The sequence below is a fragment of the Bacillus kalamii genome (assembly GCF_047238185.1).
Taxonomy (GTDB): domain Bacteria; phylum Bacillota; class Bacilli; order Bacillales; family DSM-1321; genus Bacillus_AD.
Genome location: NZ_JBDFMI010000001.1, coordinates 2652382 through 2676472, shown reverse-complemented (window position 1 = coordinate 2676472; position 24091 = coordinate 2652382). Strand labels below are relative to the sequence as shown.

Here is a 24091-nt window from a genome sequence, read left to right as displayed (position 1 = left end):
GGAGTCCCTTCTATAGAAGTAGTTCCTAAAGAGAAAAACCCTTGCAGCCTAATGGAAAAAGACGAAGGAGCGCATGTACATGAAAAAAGTGATCATAGCTGGAGGAACTGGATTTATCGGTTCATTTTTCGTACAGAAGTGGAGAGGGCTGGGGTATGATGTTAAAATGATATCCCGCCGGGACGGCCATATTTCCTGGGATGACCGTGATGGAATCGTAGAGAATTTGGAAGGGGCGGAGCTTCTTATCAATTTGGCAGGAAAATCAGTGAATTGCCGATACAATGACAAGGCGAAAAGGGAAATCATGGATTCCAGAATAAAAACCACCACAATACTTGGAGAATCCATCGAGGCATGTGCAAAGCCTCCCGAGCTGTGGGTCAATTCCAGTACCGCAACGATATATCGTCATGCAGAAGACCGCCCGATGACAGAAGAAGGCGGTGAGATAGGAACCGGATTTTCCGTGGATGTCGCCTCTAATTGGGAAAATGCATTTTTTCAATATCATTTGAAGCATACACGGCAAATCGCCTTACGGATTGCTATTGTTTTGGGAAGGGATGGGGGGGTAATGACTCCTTATCGACATATGGTAACCTATGGCCTTGGCGGTGCCCAAGGGAAAGGAACACAAATGTTCAGCTGGATCCATATTGAAGATCTGTTTCGAATCATCCGCTTCTTACAAAAAAGAAAAGATTTACAGGGCATTTTTAATTGTTCGGCGCCAGAGCCTGTCACCAATCGGGAGTTAATGCAAAAAATGAGAAAAGCTATGAATGCCAGGTTCAGCCTGCCTGCACCTGAATGGATGCTGAAAATGGGTGCCATCTTTATTCAAACTGAAACAGAATTGGTTTTAAAAAGCCGTTGGGTTCTTCCTAAAAGGCTGGAGGATGAAGGATATACCTTTGCTTTCAGGAATCTAGATGCAACGTTGGAAGATATTGTTTAGTGTCCTTTAGTGAAGGGGGCATTTTTAATGGGAAGTCTCTTCTGGAAAGAATATGCTTGGCACAGTTGATTGAATGAAGAGGGAAGGAAGTTTTGATATGTCAGTTTATATTGCCTTTTTAAGAGGGATCAATGTTGGTGGAAAAAATAAGATCAAAATGGCTGAATTAAGGATTCTTCTTGAAGGGATGGGTCTGAAAACAGTTCAAACATATATACAAAGCGGTAATGTCCTCTTTGAAGCCGATGAGGATCCGCAGCAAGTGGAAAGAGGGATTGCTCGACAGATAGAAGGGCGCTTTGGTTTTCGCATCGATGTGGTTGTAAGAAATGCTCTGGAGCTTGAACGTATCATCCATACATGTCCTTTTTCAGAACAGGCAATTGAAGAAGCGGATAAAACATGTGAGGGAGAGCCTTTGCATGTGGCATTCCTTAAAGAAGATCCACTACAAGAAGGAATTGATATGCTCGCTACACTTGCATCTTGCGAGGAAGAATATGTTATAGACGGCCGCGAGGTCTATCTTCTATTCCCTAGGAGCATCCGTTATTCCAAGCTGGCGGGCCAATTGAATAAGCTGGGTGTTCCAGCTACAGCACGCAATTGGAAGACAATCAATAAATTAGCGGCGATGGCGAAAGCATTGGATCAATGACTGTGGGAAGGACATGTAATATGTTTTCTGGGAAAGGGGCTTCATATGGAGATTATTAGAGTGGCCAGTGTTTCCATTGTTGAACAAGGAAAGGTGCTTTTAATCCAAGAGGGAAAAACGAATGCGGCCGGACAATGGAACTTTCCTTCTGGCCGATTGGAACTAGGGGAAAGTGTTTATCAAGCCGCTTGCCGTGAAGCTCTGGAGGAAACGGGCCTGGAGGTAGAGTTGTCCTCGACTACAGGCGTATATCCGTATATCAGTAATACAGGTGAGCTAGTTCTCTTATATCACTTTATGGCTAACAGGATCGGCGGTTGCTTGCGCATAGACGGGAAAGAAATCATTGGAAGCAAGTGGGTGTTCATGAATGATATGATGGCTATTGACGACAAGCAACTCCGAATACCGAAAATACAGAAGAAAATTGCTGATCGGATAATTAAAGAACGCTTTCTTCCAGTAAATAGGATTGCCGAGTATAATTCCTGAATGTTAAAAAGCAAAAAAGGAGTGAAAATCGCCTGGTGCTTAACGATTGGAATATAAATAATAGCTTAAATAAATATCGCCTATCTCCCTTTTTTGTAAAGCGAATTTTTTAGCTGTTTGTTCGATGATTATTGAATTGTCTTGTTGCGCTCTGTAATCGATGCCTCGGTTGGTAAGTGTAGCAAACAAGTTTACCATATGGTCATACACTTCTTTTTTCGGGAATCCATTTGATGTTTTTTCTTTTAGAAACTGCTCATCGTCAAAAAAGTGTTCCTTTAAATCTGCTTTAGTGATGATTTGTTCATTGAATTTCATAAATCCTTTATTATTATAGATCCTTGTTTTGTCTGCTGTATTGCTTGTAAATTCAAAACGATCGTTTCCAAGCCGTCCGTGAAGCTTCACATCAAATCCATTTAAGGCGTATGAAAAAGGTTTGTAACCAACCAAACCGTATTGGATGGTTCGATGCCCTAATTGAAACACCCCATATTTAGCAACAAAAGGTAGGTTAGCGAATTCAGAGTTCAGCTTCATATAGACATCCAGTTTATTTCCTTTGAGAGAATAGTCGACTAAATCGAAGTATTGGTTCAAAATCGTCAAAGAATTGAGAGAAGATATTTGTTTTCTTATTCCTACTTTTTTTTGATATGTATAAAAAGCACATGTTGAAATAATAAAAATACTTGATATAACGATTATTAGTTTATTTATTTTGGACATGAGGGATGCTCCGTGTTTTTTTGATCTTTTTTAGCGGTTTTCAAAGACATTGTTGTATGAATGACTTTACTATAAATATATCAAGAAAAACCGCCTTCCTTAAAATGAAGTTGTTTTCAGTTTTTTAACGGGTACAAAAAAAGAGCCTGATCATGGCTATCAGGCTTAATTGTAATGAAAACTTCACCAAACAGATATGTCAACAAAAGCGTAGTTTTTGTTATTAGAACGGCCCCCACTGGATAAGCACCCCTATACAAATAGCTGCCAAACCAATCAGGAACCAGATAAGAGCCAATGGCAGCATGAAACGGAGCCAGCGCACATAGGGAACCCCGCTTGAAGCCAAAACGGCCATTAAGACGCCTGATGTAGGATTTATACAGTTGACAACTCCTTCGCCTAACATAACCGCCTGAACGGCGACTTGTCTGGTTATTCCCATCAAATCCGCTAAAGGTGCCAGGATCGGAATGAATACAACAGCCTCTCCTGAACCGGAAGAAATGAAAAAATGCAAAAGAGCGCTTAATACATACATGCCCACTGCTCCTGACACTGGGCTGAAGCCGTCCAGTAAACTTGCCAATGCGTTCACGATCGTATCCAATAGCTTTCCATTTTCCAAAATAACAGAAATACATCTAGCCATACCTACAATCAGGGCGCCATATACTAAGCTTTGGCATCCTGTTATAAAGGTTTTGGCTATATCATTGGCTTTTAATCCTCCAATCAAGCCAGAAATGACTGCCATAAAAATAAAAACACCTGCCATTTCCCTATCGGACCATCCGAGTTTAAATGCGCCGAACAAAAATCCAAGCAGGCTTAATCCGTTTACAGCTAATATAAGCTTGTGCCGCACCGTAAATGGCGTGTTTTGATCCATGGCGGCATCGCTTGCCAACCCCTTTTCCGGGAACCAATCATCTCCCAGAACACTGCCCTTGGCTGGATTCTTAAGCTTTCTGGTATATAAATAAATATAGATGATGCTTGCGAGCAAAAAGCATACATAAATCACTAACCGGAAACCGGTGCCTGAAAAGAGCGGAAGCTCCGCTATTTTTTGAGATAGACCTAAAGGCGACGGAGAAAGGATAGTTGCATTAAAGCCTGCATAGCATCCTATATAGATTACCGCTGCCCCAGCCACCGCATCCCATTTCAACGATCTGGCGACAATGATGCCGATAGGAATAAAGCCAATTACTGAATTGACGACAATCCCTGTTGTACCCAATATAGAGAATAGCCCGCCTACTATACAGATAAACAGTAATTGCTTTGTCCTAAATCTACTGATGACATTATGTATAAGACCATTAATTGCCCCCGTTTTTTCCAGTATGGCAATGGTTCCTCCAGTAAAAAGAATTAAAAAGATAATAGGTGCGGAATTGATCATTCCATCTTGAATGGAAGTAAAGAAATCTACAAAACTGATTGGCATCTGTTCGATAAAATGGTAGCTTCCTGGTATTGCAGTAGTGATATCCCCTTTTGTTTGCCTATCAAATTCTCCTGCGGGCACGAAGTAGGTGGCAACAGCACAAATAATGGCTATGCAAAATAATAAGACGTAAGCATCCGGCATTTTCAGGCGCGGCTTTTTGCTTTTGGGGGATATCGTTGTCTGTAATGGTTCCATAGGATGTCCTCCTTTTAATAGTTTGACTATTCAGTTAATAAATAGTGTGATATATTATAACCATTCTTTTTATGTTAGTTCAATCCATATTTTTAAAATAATGCCATTTAAGCAGATGGTACCAGTAGGAGGAATAGGAGTGAAGTTGCAGAAGGAAGAAATAAAAACTGAGATTGAAGAAGTGTTCACTTATTTGCATGATCATCCAGAAATTAGCTGGAAAGAAGTAGAGACAACAAAATATATCGAAAAAAAGTTAAGGGAATATGGATGCAGTATCCGTACTTTTCAAGATTGCACTGGAGTGGTAGGAGAGCTAGGGGCAGGCCTGCCGGTTATTGCTGTTCGTTCGGACATAGATGCACTTTGGCAGGAGGTGGATGGGGAATTCAGAGCGAACCATTCCTGCGGACATGATGCCCATATGGCGATCGTTTTGGGTGTGATGATGAGATTAGCTAATAAAGAAAGGATAAAGCGAGGCACCATCCGTTTTATTTTTCAGCCGGCTGAAGAGAAGGGGGAAGGTGCATTAAAGATGGTCAAAGAGGGTGTCCTTCAAGATGTAGACTATTTATATGGTGTGCATGTAAGGCCCCAGCAAGAGACGGAAGACGGGAGAGCAACACCAGCCATTTTGCATGGAGCAAGCGCCCATTTTTCGGGTGCCATCATTGGGGAAGAGGCTCACGGCGCAAGGCCCCACTTAGGTGTAAACAGTATTGAAGTAGCTGCTGCTTTAGTGAATAGGTTATCCCAGATCCACATGAATCCTATGGTGCCGCACTCTATTAAGATGACATCTATTAGAGCAGGCGGTGAAAGCTCCAATATAATTCCTGCCAAAGCATATTTCAGCTTAGATGTGCGGACCCAAACGAATGAAATGATGGATCTAGTGGAAAATGAGATAAAAAAAGCAAGCCGGTTCATCGGCGAATCATTCGGTGCAACCATTGAGATTGCCAAAAGGCATGCATTGCCGGCAGCAAAATTGGATGAGCAAGCCACTGAAATAATGGCAGCTGCCATATCGCACTGTTTAGGCGGACATCAGTGTGATAGCCCGATTGTGTCCCCAGGAGGCGAAGATTTCCATTATTATGCACTCAGCGATCCATCCATACATGCCACTATGCTTGGACTCGGCTGCGGGCTTCAGCCAGGCCTTCATCATCCGAAAATGACATTCAATAGGGAAGCTATCTTTTCTGCAATTGATATTTTGGAAACAGCGGTCGAAAAAACAATGCACGCTTGTATCGCTAAGTAATGGATAGTCAAATCTTCCATTATGTTAGGGTTGAACTCTCATAAAAAAATTTCGCCATGAGTTGTAACGTCATTATCACATTTTTCTTTCTTATCGGGAATCTATGCCACAATTCTATATTATAATAGGATTTATATAGATTGGAGGAGATATACATGAATGATTACTCAAATATCCTTGTGGCTATTGATGGATCAGAGGCAGCTGAAAAAGCTTTTTTAAAAGCGGTTGAAATTGCAAAAGGGCATCAATCACGGTTAATTATAGCCCATGTAGTCGATCCTATTACTTCTCCGGGAGTCGAAGAATACCATGTCTCAATTATAGAGTCATCTAAAAGGTATGGGCAATCTCTTCTGGAAGAATATGAAAAGAGAGCTGTGGAAGCTGGGGTGAAAGAGGCGGTAAGCCAATTGGAACTTGGATCTCCCAAATCCAAAATTCCAAAGGTGATTGCTGAAAAGTATGGAGCAGACTTGATTGTTTGCGGAGCTACAGGCATGAATGCGATGGAGCGTTTTATATTGGGAAGCGTTTCTCAGTCAATCGCACGGAATGCGGCATGCGATGTCCTTGTTGTCCGTTCTTGACGGCGCATGACAGGTTCGGATTAAGCGCTTAGAACGGTTATTAATAGCGAAAGCTAAGACCTATCCGCATACTTATCGGATAGGTCTTATTCATAGTTTACCAACATATTTTTATGTGTAGTTGATAGAATTTCCGGATACAAAAAGAAATCGCAGACAAATTGATTCAGCTGCGATTCTTTTTTGTTTATGTGGCTATTTATCTGTTTGTAAAGTAAAAGCGAATGCTTATGCGCTGGGCTTGGATCATTTTTATTGCGGGTAATCGGAAAGGAGCGGGTGAAGCCCCTTATTCCCTTATGAATCTATTAAATGATCCATGCCGCTCGAACGGACCTGGATATATTCGTTGCGGCCTGCAAACCAGCCGAGAATGGCGAAAATGATAATAGTAGCCAACAAGCAGATCTGGACTAATCCCCATGTGCCTGTGGCATCCTTCATTATACCGAAGGCTAGAGGGCCAATGGCTGCTATGAAGTAGCCGAATGATTGCGACATGCCGGAAAGGACCATTACCTCGCTTGGTGTTTTGGCCCGCAGATTGATCAATAATAAAGCCAGGCAAATGGATCCTCCTTGGGCAACACCTATTATAATGGCGCTCACATAAAGCCAGAATAATGTGGAAGGCAAAAAGAAAATGCCCAATACTCCAATCAGATAAATCGAGCAGATCACAACTGCCAATACTCGTTGGTTATCATACTTTTCTGCAAAGTATGGCGTTATGATATTCGATGGCAGACTGGCTAATTGCATGACCATCACAATAGTGCCGGCAGTGGAAATGGATACTCCGCGGTCCGCAACCATTTGTGGCATCCAATTGATCAAGCTATAAAAAAGTAAAGATTGAACCCCCATGAAGCAGGTCACATACCATGCGATCGGCTGCTTCCAAGGAAATGGAGGACGCTTTCCCCTGTCATTTGCATTTTCGGCCTTGTCATGCTTGACTACAAATATCCAAGCAGCTAAAGCAATCAGAACAAAGATGCCGCTGCTGCCAAGTGCTATCTGCCAATTCCACGCGGAAGCAAGAGGAGCTGTCATCCCAGAACCTATGGAAGCGCCCAAGGATAGAACAGCAGAGTATACCCCGATCAAAAAGGTTGCTTTCTTGGGGAACTTCTCTTTCACAAAGCTAGGTACAAGCACATTTCCTGTTGCCACTCCTACACCTACTAATAAGGTTCCTATGAATAATAACGATATCCAACCTGCTGAACGCAGAGCAGTTCCGATTAATAATAAGATAAGTGCATAAAGAATTGCTTTACTGTTCCCGGTCCGTGCCCCTAAAGAAGGAGCGGCTAAAGACATAAAACCGAAAGAAAGCAATGGAAGCATGGCGAGTATCCCTATCACACTGGAAGTTAAGGATAAATCATGCTGGATAAACTCGGTTACTGGTCCAACTCCGGTCAATGCTGGTCGAAGATTGAAGGAAACCAACAGCATACCGATTAAAAATAGAGTCGTTTTCTTCATTGTTTTCCCTCCTATACGAAAAAAAGCAGCCAGTACCCTTCAAAGCACTGACTGCTATCCGTTTCATTCTTATTTAATTGAGTAATTCCATTATAGTGAAAGCTCCCCAGACATTCAACTATAAATTTGAAAGAGCTCTTATCGCGATTCAGCATGAGAATGCTGTTTTATTTCATCTTTAGCAAAGAAGCTTGCCAAGAACAAGACGACACCAACCGCCGCCATTCCGGCTTCCACAACATAGAAATTGCTGCTTTGCATAAAACGAATTAAGAAAGCTCCCCCGAATACAATGAACATTGATAATCCAAAATATAATAATGGACTTTTCATAGCATATACCCCTTTTCTTTATCCCATTTTTTGTTTGTATGAACTTTTGTTACTATTATTGTACTATTTATGTCACAAAAATGCCATAGTTATATCTTGAAAAAACACAAAAAATATAAAAAGTAAGATAAAAAGGGTTGACATAATCCTTTATTTAGGCATTGAGTTATTTTTTTCCTTATTGCTATCCTCTTCTGTTTGTTCTTGCGGAAGAAATAAAGCGATGACAGTGAGGACGGTCCCGATTGCTTGCAGCCAGCTGCCGATGAAAAGCAGCTCTGTCCCTTTAGATATCCCCTTGGAATTGGGTGGAGAACTCATAGAGTTATAGGTGTAATCAAAGTGGGGGAATTGGGCAGCAGAATCAATCAGATCTTCCAGGTTATCTGCTATTCCTAAAGCCTGTAGTGAATTCCCAATCCCTTGAAGGAGATTTCCGGTAACAACAAACGATTTGACTTTCGGGCTGAGGTCAATTGGAGTGGTAAAGGCAGCAAGGAATCCCCCTTCAGCCTGAAGCCAATTGCCCGTTATGAACAGCCTTTGTTGTTTTATTTGTTCGATAAAGCCAAAAAGCCCGCTGATTATCACAATATTGCCAGCAGCCTTCAATAAATCGGAAGCGGCGGGAAGTACCTCAGTCTCTGTATCTGCGACTAGGCCGTTTCCTCCTGCTTGCATTACGTTCCCTGCTAGGTTCAATCCGTTGATTTGGTTATTTGTGAAGGAGAATGAAGGGGTTGCAGCAATCGCCGTGACTATCGAACCTGCAGAAGAAAGGATCGTTCCGAACTTAATTTGCAAATCTGTTTCGAGGGCCATTTTATCCGCCTCCGAGTAAAGAGACCATAGGTATTTTCGAGGATTATATATTCTTTATGTGTATGCGGTTATGGAAAAAAGGTGTTGGTGAAAAAATCGTGGGGACCGAAGGAACGTTTCTTGAAGAATCGTTCATATTCACAAACACTGATTTGGAATCTGCTATATTATTGTTAGAGACAAAGAGTGAAGGAAGGGCTTTGCATGGGAAGCAAAATTATTTGGCTTGTATTATCAATATTGCCTGTTCCTTATTTGATATTCCTTCTGGATAATAAGTTATATTATTTGAATATTGAAAATGGGTATTTTTATTCAATGGCTCTTACCTTGCTTTGGCTGCCTTTTGTTTGTACGCTCGTAACAGGCATTCTTTCAAGCGGGATCAAATTGAAATTTGTATTGCCAGTGCAATTGTTGATGGCTGTTCTATCGTGTCTTGCCATTCACTTTTTTCCGTTCGGGGGCAGTACAGAAAATTTTCTATATATGGATGTCCAAGGGGTAGTATTGAAAACAGCTGCCATATATATTATTATGCAGCTTATAGTCAGAGACGTGACCCGTTATTTCAGGAAGCAAAAGAAAAAGCGAAGGCTGTAAAAAGCCCCGTCTATTAATCTAGAACCTTTCATACTATTGAAAGGTTTTTCTTATGGCACTTTTTCTGTATGATAAAAAGGGAAGAGGCGAAAAAGATGATTAAAAAAGTGGATCACAGGCAGGTTCATATTGCGGAAGAGTTGTTGTCCATCCAACTGCCTGCATATAGGGTGGAAGCAGAATTGATCGGTTGCCATGATATTCCCGCGCTAAAGCAGACAGCCCGAACAATTCAGCAAAGTGAAGACACCTATACAGCCTTTTTTCAGGAAGATAAAATGGCCGGCTTCATTTCTTATGGACAGGAGGACAGAAAGCTGCGCATTTGTTCTCTTGTCGTCCATCCTGATTATTTCCGCAAAGGAATCGGGCAAAAAATCCTCTGCTTTTTTCTGGAGAATTTAGCAGGGGAGCAGTGTATCATAGTTTCTACAGGTTCCCGCAACATTCCTGCCCTCGCTTTATATAAAAAGCATGGATTCAAAGAAGTAAATCAGCATCCAATTGGGAATGGCGTCTATTTAACTGAATTGGAGTTAGAGTTGAAATCGTAGGGCAGGTCAAAATTGGCTGTGGGAAAAAGAGGGGCTTCGCAGGAAGCCCTTTTTTTACTTGGATTTGAAGCACTAAGGCGCCAATTAGAGCCGCGGCTGGGATTGCCTGGATAAAAATAAGCTTGGATTTCTCCAAGCTATAACAGGCATTAAAGTAATTCGTATTTTTCTACACCCCGGTCTTCCAGTACTTCTACACCTAAAAAGGTTACTTTGGAAGGGTTTACAACGGATAAGTTGATATGACCGGATTCTTTTAGCGCTATGAACAGATCCTTATTTAATTTAATATGTTTTGGATAGGATCCTTGTTCATTGTAATAATGGAAAATGTCTTCTTTGATTGTATGGTAAGCCATATGAGTTCGCTCCTTCATTTTTTTCATAGTATAGGTCATAGAAAAAGAGCTATCAATAGATTTAGAATAATGTAAATGTATCTCCAATTTTATTTGCAACTTTTTTCAAAGACAGCTGTAGTTTGTGAAAAGACAGTGAAGAATCTACATGGATTGCACATAGATTTTTAATGTCGATACAGTCTGCTGACTAAAGAAGATATAATAATGAATATGATGCTTCATCTATTATCCGGGAGGTTTTTTAGAACATGGTTTACATATATGTTGGCCTGGCAGGCGCGCTGGGGGCCGTGCTAAGGTATGCAATCGGATTATTGGCATGGAATGGATCCCTCTTTCCTATCGCCACTTTTTCCATCAATTTGATAGGCAGTTTCCTTCTTGCGTGGCTGACTACTTTTGTCTTTATAAGAACGGCTATTCCGGATGAGTGGAAGTCGGCAATCGGAACAGGATTTATTGGGGCATTCACGACTTTTTCCACATTAAGCGTTGAGACGGTCTCCTTGTTTCAAGGCGGCCATGCCCTGATGGCTGTTTTATATGCCGCATTATCGATGATCGGGGGTCTTGCCATGTCATTTTTAGGATATCATGCTGCCTCTGAAAGAAAGGAAGCTAAATAATGGCGATGAACGTTTTATTGGTTGCTATCGGGGGTTTTTTAGGGGCCGTAACCCGATTTTCAATAAGCAAATCGGTACTGTCCACTGTATCTGTTCGCTATCCATTTGCTACTTTACTGATCAATTTGAGCGGTTCCTTTTTGCTCGGACTATTATCGGGCATGAAGGCTGACCCCGTCATCATGCTGCTTGCCGGGACAGGGTTTATGGGTGCCTTTACAACCTTTTCCACCCTCATGTTAGAATTGGTGAAAATGGTAAAAAGCGGTGAAAGGAAAGGATTCTTGTTTTATTTGGCCATTACTTTCTGCGGAGGGGCCCTGCTAGCTTTTGCAGGCTATACTATAGGGGGATTTATATGACGGCCGCCGGAGGAATGGCGGCCGTTTTGCATGTGAGATAACTTTCTGCTGTATTCCTTGCATTCTAGGGAGAAGAGGTTGATTTCATGTCAAATAATGGATATACTTTTAAAAAAATTAAAAAATTCAGTTTATTATATGAGCAAGATGTTGTTTTTTATTTGGCAAGGGGAACAGATGGGTGAATGTTGAGAAAAAAGGTTTTTAAAGGAGCTTTTATGGATACGGAAATTTTTCTAATCAGACATGCTTTTTCGATGGAGAGTATATTGCAGGAGCGGACAATAGAGCTGGATCGAAAAGGCCAGGAGGATGCGGAAGAAGTCGGAATGATCCTGGAACAAAAAAAGATTAGTGCGGTCATTTCAAGTCCTTATCCTCGTGCGATACAGACAGTAGGCCGGCTGGCTGTCCAAAATGGCGTTGATTTGACCATGGATGGCCGTTTCAGGGAGCGAAAACTGGCTGAAGATGCGTATGAAATAGAGGACATTGCAGCCAGTCTGCGTTATTGCTTTGACCGTCCTACTTTTGCTTATCCAGGAGGAGAATCGAATAATGACGCTCTAAGGAGGGGAGTGGAGGGAGTATATGATGTGGCTAAAACGTTTGCCGGAAAGCTTATTGTGATCGGATTGCACGGAAACATTCTGTCTATCATTTTAAATTACTTTGACGAACAACATGAGGATTTACCTGGAAACAGCCATACGGCAGCAGTATATAAACTCATCTTCCGTAATGGCCAATTTGCTGCCATAGAACGAGTTTGGATCAAACAGCCTGTCTAAAAGGAATGGTTTATGAATGGGGGAAAGGGAAATGAAACAAATCATAGCGCTTGGTGGGGGAGGTTTTTCGATGGAGCTCAATAATCCTCTTCTGGATCAATTTATCATACAGCAAAGCGGGAAGGAAAAGCCTGCTGTTTGCTTTTTGCCGACTGCGAGCGGTGACGACAGGCTATATGAAGAGTCCTTTAATAAAGCTTTTTCGGCGCTTGGCTGCTTGCCTTCTTCTTTGTTGCTGTCAAATCCTCCAAGCAGAGATTTAAGAGATTACATAATGGAAAAAGATATTCTTATGTCGGCGGAGGCAACACTAAGAAAATGATAGGGCAATGGAAAGAAAATGGACTGGATTTGATATTGCGGGAGGCATATGAGAACGGAATTGTTTTAGCCGGTTTAAGCGCAGGATCCATGTGTTGGTTTGAAGAAGGCCTCCATGACGCTGTAGATGGAGTGTTCGAGGCTATCGCATGTTTGGGGTTTATTTCCGGCAGTCATTGCCCCCATTATGGGAATGATGAATTGTACAGTGAGGCATACCGTACCGCTGTAGGCAATTCTTCCTTAAAGGGAGGAGTGGCAGCAGCGAATGGCGTTGCCCTGCATTATGTCGATAGCAAGCTTGCACAGATTGTATCATCATCTTCCGGAGCACAGGCTTGTTCAATCCATGCAAGGAATGGAGAATGGATTGAAATTCCTTTGAATGTCAAATGCTTGGAGCTGGACTGATTGCTTGCAGCAGAGGAAGTGAGCTGTTCAAAAGGAAGGATGGGACAAATGGATATCGTAGCGTTAGATCAATTGCCTGTGTATAGGACGAATGCGTTTTTTCGGGAACAATGGGGCAGTAATGAAATGATTATTTCGACAGGGACATATAGATGTTCAGAACTGGAGGGGTTCGCTTGTGTCGATCACTTCGGCGGAATTATAGGATTGGTCACCCTTTTTCAGAAAGGGGCTACATGTGAGATTGTATCCTTGGATAGTGTGCGGGAAAATGGGGGAATCGGATCCAGGTTACTCCTGACAGCTGAAAACCATGCATATAGAAACGGATGCCTAAAAATAGAGTTGATTACAACGAATGATAATATAAAAGCGCTTGATTTCTACCAGAAAAGAGGCTATCGGATGGTCTCCATCATCCGTGATGCAGTGGCAGAAGCGAGGCTCCGTAAACCTGAAATTCCTTTAATTGCAGGAAATGGAATAGCCATCTTGGATGAGATTTTGCTGGAAAAACAGATTAGGGAAAATAATGCATAGAAAACCCTAAAAGGCAAGTGGGAGTGGAATTCCCGCTTGCCTCGCCTTTATCTTTTTCTTAATTTTCTGAATCCATTATCCATTTTTTTAAACCCTATATGAGGATAATAGTCCATGGCGGATGGGGCGGAAAGCAGAAGGAATGAACACTCATCTCCAATTTCTTGTTGAACAAATTGTATAAGCTTTTTGCCTATACCTCTTCGCTGATAGTCTCTATCTACAGCCAAGTCCGATAAATAACAGCAATAACTGAAATCTGTCAGTGCCCTGGCTACGCCTATTAACTTTTCGCCATGGTAAGCCGTAACGAGAAGATTGGCATTATCTAGCATTTTCTGAAGGCGTTTCAGATCATCTACAGGCCGATTGATCCCGGACGCCTTAAAGACGTCTGCCAATTCGCTTCCTTGCAGTTGTTCATTTAAGGAATAAGTAATTTGTGTATGTTCTTTCAATTCGGTTCCCCCTCTGTATAAAGAATCATGCCTTCCCACATTATAAGACATGCTGGGAAAGAGGGGAAGGAATTTTTATAAAATAATGAAAATTATGCTATTTTTCGATAATAATCGACACTTCCTGTAAGTTGACTTTCAATTTTGAATGGATTTATAATAAGGTATACACATAGAATGAATGAGCGATGATGAAGAATAGTAAGCGGTTTGCATACTTTAGAGAGCTGATGTCGGGTGGAAATCAGTGTAGAATAACCGTCGAATGGGCTTCGGAGCTTCTATGCTGAACCAGTTTAGTAGGCATAGCGGAGGTCTTGCCGTTAAAAAAGGCGACATATTGAAACGAAGATTGTTTCTGTATGGATAAGTGCGTTCTTCTTTGTGATGAACGAATTAAGGTGGCACCACGGGTTATCCGTCCTTTTCATAGGATGGGTAGCCCTTTTTTGCGTGCATATTGGAGGGAAAGACATGACAAAAAGAATTTTGACAGGAATTAAGCCGACCGGACAAGTGCATTTAGGGAATTATATAGGAGCCATTAAGCCTGCATTAGACCTTGCTCGTGATGACCGGTACGAAGCCTATTACTTTGTTGCCGATTACCATGGTTTTACGCGGACACCGGATCCCGAAGAATTTAAACAGTTATCATATGGAATTGCGGCAACATGGATTGCCCTTGGGTTGGACTACGAAAAGGCAACCTTCTATAGACAATCCGATATTCCTGAGGTGTTTGAATTAAATTGGATACTTGCCTGTTATTCATCCAAGGGTTTGATGAACAGAGCCCATGCCTATAAGGCATTGACTGAAGAAAATAAACGAAACGGAAACGATATAGATGATGGCGTCAATATGGGATTGTATACCTATCCTATCCTAATGGCCGCCGATATTCTTCTCTATAATTCTGATCTTGTTCCAGTCGGGAAGGACCAAATCCAGCATGTAGAAATAGCAAGGGACCTTGCCCAAACATTCAACAATAAATATGGCCACACTTTTACGTTGCCTGAGTATAAGGTTGAGGAAGACACGGCGGTATTGCTTGGCTTGGATGGGCGGAAGATGAGCAAAAGCTATAACAACACGATTCCATTATTCTCCGATGAAGGACAGCTTCTGAAATTGGTTAAGAAAATCAAGACAGATTCATCGCTTCCAGGCGAACCGAAAGATCCAAAATCTTCTTTGCTTTTTTCACTGTATAAACAGTTTGCTTCCGCTGGACAAACGGAGCAAATGAAAGCTCATTATGAGGATGGAATCTCATGGGGAGAAGCGAAGCAGCAATTGTTTGAAGTAATGAATGAAGCCTTGAAGGAACCCCGGGAGAAGTATAATGAATTGATGTCGAATCCAGAGAGATTAGATAGCATTTTACTTGAGGGAGCTGAAAAAGCTAGAGAGAAGGCTATTCCTTTCATGAAAGAAGTGCGGAAAAAAATCGGATTAACAAGATATATCTAGAGTTGACCGGCAGCGTAATGAAAAATCAATGCGCTGTTCTTTTTTAAGAATAAATGTCAAAATATTTAGATATCAAGAAATTTTACCATATAATTAGGAGGTGAATTCCGAAATGAATGAGGGAGAGGAATGATGGTGGAAAAAGAAGTAAGTTTACGCATATATGAAGAGAAATACAAGCGTTTTTTCGGTGAATACAGCCTTGAAAAAGAACAATTAGCGTTCACTGCACCTCCTCTGGACGCATTGGCGAGTTGCTTGTCAGAAAAAGAGAGAAATCCTGTTGTTATATTTGCGGGAGAGGAAATCGCAGGCTTTTTTGTGCTTCATGCTTACCCTGGGAGCGCTGTCTATAGCGACAATAAAAAATGCATGTTGCTGAGGGCTTATTCGATTTCAAGCAGCCACCAAGGGAAAGGGATTGCCACTAAATCGATGGCGTTGCTGGAGCCGTTCGTTAAAGTTCATTTCCCGGACGTAAATGAAATAGTGCTTGCGGTCAATGCAGCCAATAAATCGGCACAGCATGTATACAGAAAATCGGGATTTGCCGATACCGGCAAAAAAGCAGCCGGAAGATCTGGCATAATGTTTATTTGGCATAAGATGCTGAATGAAGGAGACAATTAGAGCTTTGTGCCAATGGGTGGTTTTTTATAAGGTCAATCATATGCGCAAAGGAGAGGGTGACCGATGGCAGATTTTACAACTATTCGTGAAGAAGAAAAGCGCTATCATGACTGGTTTTATAGCCAACATGATTTGTTCGTCAAAGGTTCATGGCTGTCATCTCCTGTAAAGTCTGTCATCGAATCGCTGTCATTGATCCAAACAGATAAGCCGATGGTGCTTGATCTCGGCTGCGGCGTCGGCAGAAACAGTATTCCTATGGCGCTTTCTATCCGTGAGCGGCAGGGAAAAGTGGACTGCGTCGATTTATTGGAAACCGCCATTGAACCTCTACGCCGTTACAGTAAACAATATGGCATAGAGGATATTATAAACAGCTATTGTAGTGATATAGCAGATTTCAGTATCCCTAGCGGTTACTATGATTTTGTCGTAGCTGTTTCAAGTTTGGAGCACGTGTCATCCCTAGAAGAGTTTACTTGCTTATTGGACAGAATGATAAAGGGGACAAGGGAATGTGGAATACATTGCCTGGTTGTGAATTCGGAAGTGAAAGAAAGGGATGCGGAAACGGGCGAAGAACTGCCTGCCATGATGGAAGTGAATGTAAGCGAAGCTGAAATGACAGCTATACTTAGTGAAAAATATGCATACTGGAAACCAATCAAAGTGGAAGCAAAGCCGTTGCAATATGAAATCAAGAGGCGGGACAAGGCAATCATGATGAGTACGAACGCCATTACATATATTGTACAGAAGCAACAGTAGCTACTTTTGGAAAAAGACACACAGTGACGCTCTTCGGGCATTCTAGTATAATCAAACTATCATAAACGGTTGAAATGAGAGGATTGAATATGACAACAACTATAGCGGATATTGCAAGAATAGCCGGTGTAGCGAAAAGTACGGTATCCAGGTATTTGAATGGGGGCTCTGTCAGTGAGCCTACAGCTAAGCTGATTGAAAATGTGATTGCACAGACAGGCTATACACCGAATCGTTTTGCGCAAAGCCTGAAGGCGAAACAAACGAAGATAATCGGCACCGTTGTGCCAAGGCTCGACTCCTTCGCTACTTCCCAGACATTGATCGGCATAGATGAACAATTGAGGGAACTTGACTACCAATTGATGATTTCCAATACAAGCCAGAATTTGGACAGGGAAATTGAAAGTATTTATACATTGCAAAAACAAAAGGTAGCCGGCATCATACTGCTGGCCACAAGCATTACGGAACGCCATCTTCAGGCATTTCGGCAAATTGGGATTCCTGTCATTTTAATGGGCCAGCAGCATGATGAATGCTACAGTGTCATCCATGATGATTTTCACGCAGGCTATGACCTTGGAAAGGCAGTACTGGCAAAAGGGCATAGGAACATAGCTTATTTGGGCGTTACTGAAAATGACGTTGCGGTTGGCCTTGAGAGGAAAAGAGGATTCAAAAGAGCAGTCGGCGAACAAAAAGATTGCTTGGTCCATTATTACGAATCTACATTTAAGATAGAGGATGCAATTGCCATTGTTCCTTCTATCATTAAAGAATGCCAGCCCTCGCTTATAGTATGTGCAACAGATAACATCGCATTTGGCGCTTTAAAAGCCATTCAAAAAGAAGGGTATCGGATTCCCGAGCAGATATCGGTTACTGGTTTTGGGGGGTACAGCATGACAGAATTCACAAATCCAGAATTAACTACTGTGAAGTTCTTCTATCAGGAAGCCGGCCACACTGCTGCTAGAAAGCTTATTTCTTTGCTGCAGGGCGACGAAATAGAAAAAATTACCTACTCAAAATACCAAATTATTGACCGAGAAAGCGTTGACTCCAGATAAATTAGGTCTTATAATCTAGTTGAAACCGGTTCCAATCATATAAACTAGTTGAAGCCGGTTCTGCTAGTGATTTTTTTTAATCACTTTAGGAACCGGTTCCATCCAAGAAATGTAAAGGTGTTGATATTAATGGATTTTAAACAAATAGCCAAAGATGTCCTTACAGCCCTAGGGGGCAAAGAGAACGTCGCAGCGGCGGCCCACTGCTCAACGCGGCTTCGTTTGGTCATCAATGATGAATCTATGATAGATAAAGAAAAATTGGAAGCAATTGACGCGATAAAAGGGACTTTCTCGACGGGAGGGCAATTCCAGATTATTCTCGGTGCCGGCACAGTCAACATGGTGTATAAGGAATTAGGCGAATTGACTGGGCTAACAGAAATGTCGACGCAGGAAGTTAGTTCGGCGGGTTCGAAAAAAATGAATCCCCTGCAGCGTTTTGTGAAGATGCTTTCTGACATTTTTGTGCCGATCATCCCTGCCATCGTTGCAGGCGGTTTATTAATGGGATTGAACAATCTTCTAACTGCAAAGGATTTCTTTATTGAAGGGAAATCGCTGATCGATGCTTTCCCGGAAATGGCTGATTTGGCTGCGATGATCAATACGTTTGCCAATGCGGCATTCGTATTTCTGCCAATTCTGATCGGATTCTCAGCAACCAAACGGTTTGGCGGCAATCCGTATCTTGGTGCGGCGTTGGGAATGTTGATGGTCCATCCTGATTTATTGAACGGGTATGGCTACGCTGATGCTGTAGCCAATAATGAGGTGCCTGTCTGGAGTATCTTCGGATTTGATATTGAGAAGGTAGGATATCAGGGAACAGTTCTTCCTGTATTGGCATCATCCTTTATTTTAGCGAAGATTGAGCTGTTCTTGAGAAAGCGTGTTCCTTCTTTCCTTGATAATTTAATCACTCCTTTAGTTGCCATTTTTATAACAGGTGTTTTGACATTCGTGTTTGTCGGTCCTTTAACTCGCGGAGCGGGAAATCTGTTGACAGACGGCCTTGTTTGGTTATATGACTCGACTGGTATCATTGGCGGAGCGATTTTTGGTCTGTTATATGCCCCTATCGTTATTACAGGTATGCATCACAGCTTCATTGCTGTTGAAACACAATTAATTGCCGATATCGCCAAAACAGGCGGTTCATTCATTTTCCCTGTGGCAGCCATGAATAATGTGGCGCAAGGGGGAGCTGCACTAGCGGCCTTGTTGCTTATTAAAGATTCGAAGACTAAAGGTGTTGCGTCTGCATCCGGTATTTCCGCATTGCTTGGTATTACAGAGCCGGCAATGTTCGGGATTAACCTGAAGCTGCGCTATCCATTCATCGGGGCAGTTATCGGCTCAGGTGCGGGAGCAGCCTTCATCTCTTTATTCAAGGTAAAGGCGATTGCTTTGGGCGCAGCTGGCTTGCCGGGAATCATTTCGATTGCCCCAGGATCGATCTTCTACTACATCATTTGTATGGCTATCTCAATCGGTACGGCTTTTGCTGTCACATTGTTCTTAGGAAAACGTGATGCCATCAAGCAAAGAAAAGCGAAGCCGGAAGGCGAAAAACTAGCGGCTTAATCAAGCAGAGGGAAAGGGGAGACTCCTTCCCTCTCTTCTTATGAACCGGATAGATAGAATCGATTGTCAAGATAGAAAAGGAGAATGAAAGTATGGAATGGACAAGAGAGCTAAGGTACCGAACGATTGAACAAGCGGCACCCGAGGAATGGAAAGCATTGAAAGACAGCGTGGAAGCGTGCGGGTGGAGGCAAACATTTCATGTTCAACCGCCTACAGGATTATTGAACGATCCGAATGGCTTCTCTTTTTTCAATGGTGAATACCATCTGTTTTATCAATGGTTTCCGCTGGGGCCGGTTCATGGGTTGAAATATTGGTACCATACGAAATCCAAGGATTTAGTGCACTGGGAAAATCTTGGCGTAGGGATCAGCCCAGGCCATTATTACGACAGCCATGGCGCCTATTCTGGCAGTGCGATCGAACATGAAGGGAAATTGAAGATTGTTTATACCGGAAATGTCCGTAATGATGAATGGGAAAGGTTCCCTTACCAGGTGATGGCATCCATGGATGAAACCGGCCATATAACGAAAGATGACCAAGCAATAATAGAAGAAGTGCCGAGAGGGTACACCGATCATTTTCGCGACCCGAAAATTTGGAAAGATAATGATAGCTTTTACATGATAATAGGTGCACAGAGGGAAGATGAAACCGGCTGTGCAGTCATCTATCAATCTATTGATTTACAGACATGGACACTTCTTGGTGAAATGGGTACTGACTATTTGAACTTCGGCTTTATGTGGGAATGCCCAGATTATATGGAGATAGGCGAGAAGGGGCTTTTTATCTTTTCCCCTCAAGGGCTTGAACCAAAAGGAGATCACTTCCAGAATATATATCAATCGGGTTATTTGCTTGGTGAACCAATGAATCTTCCTGATATAGATTTCCAACATGGAACGTTCTGTGAGCTGGACCGGGGGTTCGATTTCTATGCTCCACAGACAATGGAAACGCCTGATGGCAGACGCATCCTTGTCGGCTGGATGGGGCTGCCGGAAATAGAGTATCCGACAGATTCCCATGGATGGGCCCATTGTTTAACGGTCCCGCGTGAATTAACGGTACTGAATGGAAAGTTGTACCAAAATCCGGTCGAAGAGCTGCAGAGCCTGCGTTCGGATGAAAAGAAGGTGAGCGGGACAGTACAGAACGATGATGCCAGCCACGAAGGTTTTTCGGGGGATGTGTATGAAATGGTATGCGAAATGGCAAGTGATTCTGCAGATAGGTTCGGCATCGAATTTAGATGCGGAAAAGAGAATGGGACGGTCCTTTTGTATGACCGCATTGAGAAGAGAATCATTTTGGACAGAAGCCGTAATGGCCAGCTGTTTGCAGAGGAATATGGAACCCACAGAGCGTGCAGTCTTGAGGGGGCAAACATTAAGTTCCATCTTTTTGTGGATCGTTCTTCAGTGGAAGTATTCATCAATGACGGTGAAGAAGTGTTTACCGCAAGAATTTTCCCGGACCCGGAAGATACGGGGATTTCATTCTTTGCCCAAAATGGAACAGCATCCTATGAGGCGACTAAGTGGAATTATAAATAAAGAGAAGAGGGAACCTGGTTATATAGCTGGTGTTCCCTCTATTTGAATGAATCCTATTTTCTATAATAAAATAGGAAAAAGCCGCATTGAAAAAAATAATACGTATTGACAAATAATTATTTTTATGTTATAATATATGTTTACATAAAAATATACCAGACGTATAATGAACACCTAACGAGTTAGGTGTTTTTTCTTTTTGCAAAAAGAGCCATTCCACAAAATGCAAAGGAGAGATACTTATGGAATTGAATAGAGGCATTATGACAGCATTAGTAAGCTGTTATGCAAGAGGATTCCATGCCGCCCGCCATTCAATGCCGATTTTTAATGATGACATTGCTTTTTCTATATTAACAAAGGAAGAAAAGGAAGCTATCGGCCAGAATTGGGCAAATGCCATCCAGTTTTATAGTCCTGAAAAAAATAAAACTCTTTCCGGCCAAGACCAAAAATTAGAGTGGGTTATGAACACTCAATGTATTCCCCAAACAGTCAGCCGGGCAAAATATACGGAAGATCAATTATCCCTTGCCATACAACGGGGGGTTAAACAGTATGTGATCTTGGGAGCGGGTTTTGATACGTATGTTTTTCGGCAGAAAGATTTGCCGGATGATTTTATTGTTTTTGAAATTGACCATCCATCTGCACAAGCATATAAATTAAAGCGGATGAAAGAGATGGGCTTAAAGAAGCCTGCTCATGTGAACTATATGGCAGCAGACTTCACGGCGGGGCCCTTATCAGAAACGTTGATGAAAGCAGGTTTCAATAGCGATGTTCCCAGCTTCTTCAGCATGCTGGGAGTCAGCATGTATCTTGAAAAAAAAGTGCTGTTGGCTTTATTGTCGCAAATTTCAGGCGTTTCATGCCGCGGAAGTTCTTTTGTATTTGACTATTTGGATGTAGATGCCTTCAACGATGAAATCGCCTCAGACAAACTGATAAAAATGAGACAGATTGCGGCTGCTGCAGGAGAGCCGATGGTGACGGGATTTGACCCGCTTCTGCTGGATTCGGAAGTGCAAAACAGTAGTATGCTTGTATATGAGAATGTATCTCCGGAAATGATAGAAGAACAATATTTTCAAGATGGGGAGGGAGGATTATATGCTTTTCCACATTTCCATTTTGGCCATTTAGCGGTTCGTTAATGGTTTCATTAAGATCCATTTATTAGCACATATTGACATGAAACCAAAAGGTGTTATATAGTTAACGTGAAACCGGAAGGTGTTATTTATGCTGTGAAGGAGAAATGGAATATACAATGGATACAGTTCAAGATATCATTCAAAAAATAGAATTGAAGGCGCCTATTGAAAAGGTATGGAATACTGTTGCGACTTCAGAAGGGATCGCCTTATGGTTCATGCCGAATGATTTTAAGGCAGCTTTAGGGCATGAATTTCATATTCAGTCCCCATTCGGTCCATCACCCTGCAAGGTAATCGAAATCGATGAGCCGAACCGCCTTTCATTCACATGGGATACAGACGGCTGGGTAGTCACTTTTATACTGAGAGAGATAGGGGATATGACAGAGTTTACACTTATACACGGCGGTTGGAAGCAGCCTGATACCATTTTGCCGAAAGCAAATGAAGCAAGCTCTGTGATCCGGGAGCGCATGAACCAAGGTTGGGAAGCGATTGTCCGACAGAAGCTTCTTAAGGCGGTTGAGGAGGGGTAAATGGCACAGGCTGCAAAACAACATGACGTCTTTCAAGCGATTGCCGATCCCACCCGAAGAGAGGTCCTTCATCTCTTGTCGGGTCAGGAATTGCCTATTTCAAAAATTGCCTCCCATTTCCCGATAAGCAGGACGGCTATTGTAAAACACTTGGATATACTGGCTGAGGCAAATCTTGTAAGCGGGAAAAAGATGGGGAGGGAGAGGATCTATCATCTTCACCCGGAACCATTGGAGGAAGTAGGAGAATGGATTTCCTATTATGAACAATTTTGGAGCAATAAACTTTCTGTTTTGAAACATATAGTGGAAGACGGCGGAATGAAGAAAGGCAGTGAATAATCCTTTCTTTTCCTAAAAATAGTCTTTCCCATGCTGTAAAAACAAGCGGAATATGATTAATGGATTCTAATTAGAGGATGGTATGCTCATTTGATGAAGCGTATATCCTCTAGTTTTTTGTTGGAAAAAACAAAAGGAACCGCTTAAACAGAACATGCAAAAAAGGAAAAACTTCCGAAGAAAATACAGCTTTTATAGTGCTTTGTTGATTAAAACCTTTCTAAGAAAGCGGGGCATCACTTACTTATATGTTTATAGGCCATTTTGAAATAAGGGGGAGGTTGTATTGAGAGACAGGAGTTCGATCATACTGATTCAGGAAAATAAGGTCGCGCTGATTAAAAGAATAAGAAATAGTTCATTATATTATGTTTTTCCAGGTGGAGGAATAGAAGAAGGAGAAACGGCCGAAGAAGCCGCGGAAAGGGAAGCTTTTGAAGAATTGGGAGTAGAAGTGAAAATTAATCGGTGCTTTGCTCAGATTAATTTCAACGGTACACAATCCTTTTTCCTGGCTGAACAAATTGGAGGAACATTCGGCACCGGCAAAGGTGATGAATATAAAGTGGGAAATAGGGGCATATATGTGCCTTTATGGATAAATGTAGAAAATATATGCTCTATGGACGTTAGACCATGGGAAGTAGCTAAGAAGATAAGCTCCGTAATGATGCCAAAATGAATCCTTAGAGCAGAAAAAATAACCATTCACAAGTGAATGGTTAAAATAGGGGGAAATATTTGATAAATCAACATTTCATTTATTTGATTATATACTGAAACATGCGAAAGTACGATTGGGAAAAAAATGACGCGGCTCTTCTGGGCATTTCAAAACTGTATGGCGCAATGAGTGAAATATCTGGAAAATGCCGAGAACAAAAGCTCTGCAGCATAAGGATTTACTTCAGGGCGGA

The 24091-nt window shown here is 42.0% G+C and carries 28 protein-coding genes, 1 pseudogene and 1 other annotated feature; of the genes and pseudogenes, 22 read left to right on the top strand and 7 right to left on the bottom strand.

What is annotated here, in order from left to right; translation table 11 throughout:
- Positions 1-79: 79 nt before the first annotated feature.
- The 3 genes from ABC357_RS13295 to ABC357_RS13285 all read left to right on the top strand — a co-directional run bounded on the left by ABC357_RS13295 (position 80) and on the right by ABC357_RS13285 (position 2111).
- Positions 80-961, top strand: coding sequence for a TIGR01777 family oxidoreductase (locus ABC357_RS13295; RefSeq protein ID WP_412887975.1), 882 nt, complete (start codon positions 80-82; stop codon positions 959-961).
- Between the two features lie 97 nt (positions 962-1058).
- Positions 1059-1619, top strand: a complete 561-nt coding sequence (locus ABC357_RS13290; protein WP_412887974.1) for a DUF1697 domain-containing protein — start codon at positions 1059-1061, stop codon at positions 1617-1619.
- 45 nt (positions 1620-1664) lie between these two features.
- Positions 1665-2111 carry an NUDIX hydrolase gene (locus ABC357_RS13285; protein WP_412887973.1) on the top strand — a complete coding sequence of 149 codons (447 nt, stop codon included), beginning with the start codon at positions 1665-1667 and terminating at the stop codon, positions 2109-2111.
- Between the two features lie 39 nt (positions 2112-2150).
- Here the strand turns inward: ABC357_RS13285 and ABC357_RS13280 are convergent, their stop codons facing one another.
- Both ABC357_RS13280 and ABC357_RS13275 read right to left on the bottom strand, forming a co-directional pair.
- Entirely contained in the window at positions 2151-2840 is a 690-nt protein-coding gene (locus tag ABC357_RS13280; protein ID WP_412887972.1) for a hypothetical protein, read from the bottom strand.
- Between the two features lie 223 nt (positions 2841-3063).
- Positions 3064-4494 (bottom strand): YfcC family protein, encoded by a 1431-nt coding sequence (locus ABC357_RS13275; protein ID WP_412887971.1) that lies wholly within the window; start codon positions 4492-4494, stop codon positions 3064-3066.
- A 145-nt stretch (positions 4495-4639) separates the two neighbouring features.
- Here ABC357_RS13275 and ABC357_RS13270 point away from each other — a divergent pair, with 145 nt between their 5' ends.
- Together ABC357_RS13270 and ABC357_RS13265 are read left to right on the top strand one after the other, a co-directional pair.
- A complete protein-coding gene (locus ABC357_RS13270; RefSeq protein ID WP_412888660.1) occupies positions 4640-5767 on the top strand; it encodes a M20 peptidase aminoacylase family protein in 1128 nt (375 codons plus the stop codon).
- 155 nt (positions 5768-5922) lie between these two features.
- Complete coding sequence (locus ABC357_RS13265; RefSeq protein ID WP_412887970.1) at positions 5923-6357, top strand: universal stress protein; 435 nt, start codon at positions 5923-5925, stop codon at positions 6355-6357.
- A gap of 297 nt (positions 6358-6654) precedes the next feature.
- Here the strand turns inward: ABC357_RS13265 and ABC357_RS13260 are convergent, their stop codons facing one another.
- The 3 genes from ABC357_RS13260 to ABC357_RS13250 all read right to left on the bottom strand — a co-directional run bounded on the left by ABC357_RS13260 (position 6655) and on the right by ABC357_RS13250 (position 9006).
- Entirely contained in the window at positions 6655-7851 is a 1197-nt protein-coding gene (locus tag ABC357_RS13260; RefSeq protein ID WP_412887969.1) for a CynX/NimT family MFS transporter, read from the bottom strand.
- A 138-nt stretch (positions 7852-7989) separates the two neighbouring features.
- The gene (locus ABC357_RS13255; RefSeq protein ID WP_412887968.1) at positions 7990-8184 is read right to left on the bottom strand and encodes a hypothetical protein; all 195 of its coding nucleotides are present in this window, start codon (positions 8182-8184) and stop codon (positions 7990-7992) included.
- A 150-nt stretch (positions 8185-8334) separates the two neighbouring features.
- Positions 8335-9006: a DUF6944 family repetitive protein gene (locus tag ABC357_RS13250; protein ID WP_412887967.1), complete on the bottom strand. Its 672-nt coding sequence runs from the start codon at positions 9004-9006 to the stop codon at positions 8335-8337.
- 204 nt (positions 9007-9210) lie between these two features.
- Between ABC357_RS13250 and ABC357_RS13245 the strand changes: the two genes are divergently transcribed.
- The gene (locus ABC357_RS13245; protein WP_412887966.1) at positions 9211-9609 is read left to right on the top strand and encodes a hypothetical protein; all 399 of its coding nucleotides are present in this window, start codon (positions 9211-9213) and stop codon (positions 9607-9609) included.
- A gap of 95 nt (positions 9610-9704) precedes the next feature.
- Entirely contained in the window at positions 9705-10163 is a 459-nt protein-coding gene (locus ABC357_RS13240; protein WP_412887965.1) for a GNAT family N-acetyltransferase, read from the top strand.
- Between the two features lie 149 nt (positions 10164-10312).
- Here ABC357_RS13240 and ABC357_RS13235 read toward each other — a convergent pair whose 3' ends face one another.
- Positions 10313-10522: a hypothetical protein gene (locus tag ABC357_RS13235; protein ID WP_412887964.1), complete on the bottom strand. Its 210-nt coding sequence runs from the start codon at positions 10520-10522 to the stop codon at positions 10313-10315.
- A gap of 251 nt (positions 10523-10773) precedes the next feature.
- Between ABC357_RS13235 and crcB the strand changes: the two genes are divergently transcribed.
- The 5 genes and pseudogenes from crcB to ABC357_RS13210 all read left to right on the top strand — a co-directional run bounded on the left by crcB (position 10774) and on the right by ABC357_RS13210 (position 13576).
- Positions 10774-11151, top strand: coding sequence for a fluoride efflux transporter CrcB (crcB, locus tag ABC357_RS13230; RefSeq protein WP_412887963.1), 378 nt, complete (start codon positions 10774-10776; stop codon positions 11149-11151).
- Positions 11151-11513 carry a fluoride efflux transporter FluC gene (locus ABC357_RS13225; RefSeq protein WP_412887962.1) on the top strand — a complete coding sequence of 121 codons (363 nt, stop codon included), beginning with the start codon at positions 11151-11153 and terminating at the stop codon, positions 11511-11513. Before crcB ends, ABC357_RS13225 begins: the two co-directional genes overlap by 1 nt.
- A 218-nt stretch (positions 11514-11731) precedes the next feature.
- The gene (locus ABC357_RS13220) at positions 11732-12304 is read left to right on the top strand and encodes a histidine phosphatase family protein (protein ID WP_412887961.1); all 573 of its coding nucleotides are present in this window, start codon (positions 11732-11734) and stop codon (positions 12302-12304) included.
- 31 nt (positions 12305-12335) lie between these two features.
- Positions 12336-13036, top strand: a pseudogene (locus ABC357_RS13215) (Type 1 glutamine amidotransferase-like domain-containing protein).
- Positions 13037-13084: 48 nt separating this feature from the next.
- The gene (locus ABC357_RS13210; RefSeq protein WP_412887960.1) at positions 13085-13576 is read left to right on the top strand and encodes a GNAT family N-acetyltransferase; all 492 of its coding nucleotides are present in this window, start codon (positions 13085-13087) and stop codon (positions 13574-13576) included.
- A gap of 47 nt (positions 13577-13623) precedes the next feature.
- Here ABC357_RS13210 and ABC357_RS13205 read toward each other — a convergent pair whose 3' ends face one another.
- Positions 13624-14034 (bottom strand): GNAT family N-acetyltransferase, encoded by a 411-nt coding sequence (locus ABC357_RS13205; protein ID WP_412887959.1) that lies wholly within the window; start codon positions 14032-14034, stop codon positions 13624-13626.
- 179 nt (positions 14035-14213) lie between these two features.
- Positions 14214-14463 (top strand) — a binding site (T-box leader).
- A gap of 45 nt (positions 14464-14508) precedes the next feature.
- Between ABC357_RS13205 and ABC357_RS13200 the strand changes: the two genes are divergently transcribed.
- The 10 genes from ABC357_RS13200 (at position 14509) to ABC357_RS13155 (ending at position 23856) form a co-directional block, all read left to right on the top strand.
- Entirely contained in the window at positions 14509-15513 is a 1005-nt protein-coding gene (locus ABC357_RS13200; protein WP_412887958.1) for a tryptophan--tRNA ligase, read from the top strand.
- Positions 15514-15642: 129 nt separating this feature from the next.
- Complete coding sequence (locus ABC357_RS13195; protein ID WP_412887957.1) at positions 15643-16143, top strand: GNAT family N-acetyltransferase; 501 nt, start codon at positions 15643-15645, stop codon at positions 16141-16143.
- A gap of 63 nt (positions 16144-16206) precedes the next feature.
- Positions 16207-16911 (top strand): class I SAM-dependent methyltransferase, encoded by a 705-nt coding sequence (locus tag ABC357_RS13190; RefSeq protein WP_412887956.1) that lies wholly within the window; start codon positions 16207-16209, stop codon positions 16909-16911.
- 89 nt (positions 16912-17000) lie between these two features.
- A complete protein-coding gene (locus tag ABC357_RS13185) occupies positions 17001-17984 on the top strand; it encodes a LacI family DNA-binding transcriptional regulator (protein WP_412887955.1) in 984 nt (327 codons plus the stop codon).
- Positions 17985-18113: 129 nt separating this feature from the next.
- Positions 18114-19571, top strand: coding sequence for a sucrose-specific PTS transporter subunit IIBC (locus ABC357_RS13180; protein ID WP_412887954.1), 1458 nt, complete (start codon positions 18114-18116; stop codon positions 19569-19571).
- Positions 19572-19663: 92 nt separating this feature from the next.
- Positions 19664-21136, top strand: coding sequence for a glycoside hydrolase family 32 protein (locus ABC357_RS13175; protein WP_412887953.1), 1473 nt, complete (start codon positions 19664-19666; stop codon positions 21134-21136).
- Positions 21137-21378: 242 nt separating this feature from the next.
- Positions 21379-22293, top strand: a complete 915-nt coding sequence (locus ABC357_RS13170; RefSeq protein ID WP_412887952.1) for a class I SAM-dependent methyltransferase — start codon at positions 21379-21381, stop codon at positions 22291-22293.
- A 116-nt stretch (positions 22294-22409) separates the two neighbouring features.
- Positions 22410-22832: an SRPBCC family protein gene (locus ABC357_RS13165; RefSeq protein ID WP_412887951.1), complete on the top strand. Its 423-nt coding sequence runs from the start codon at positions 22410-22412 to the stop codon at positions 22830-22832.
- Positions 22833-23174 (top strand): ArsR/SmtB family transcription factor, encoded by a 342-nt coding sequence (locus ABC357_RS13160; RefSeq protein WP_412887950.1) that lies wholly within the window; start codon positions 22833-22835, stop codon positions 23172-23174.
- A gap of 286 nt (positions 23175-23460) precedes the next feature.
- Complete coding sequence (locus ABC357_RS13155) at positions 23461-23856, top strand: NUDIX domain-containing protein (protein WP_412887949.1); 396 nt, start codon at positions 23461-23463, stop codon at positions 23854-23856.
- Positions 23857-24091 lie beyond the last annotated feature (235 nt).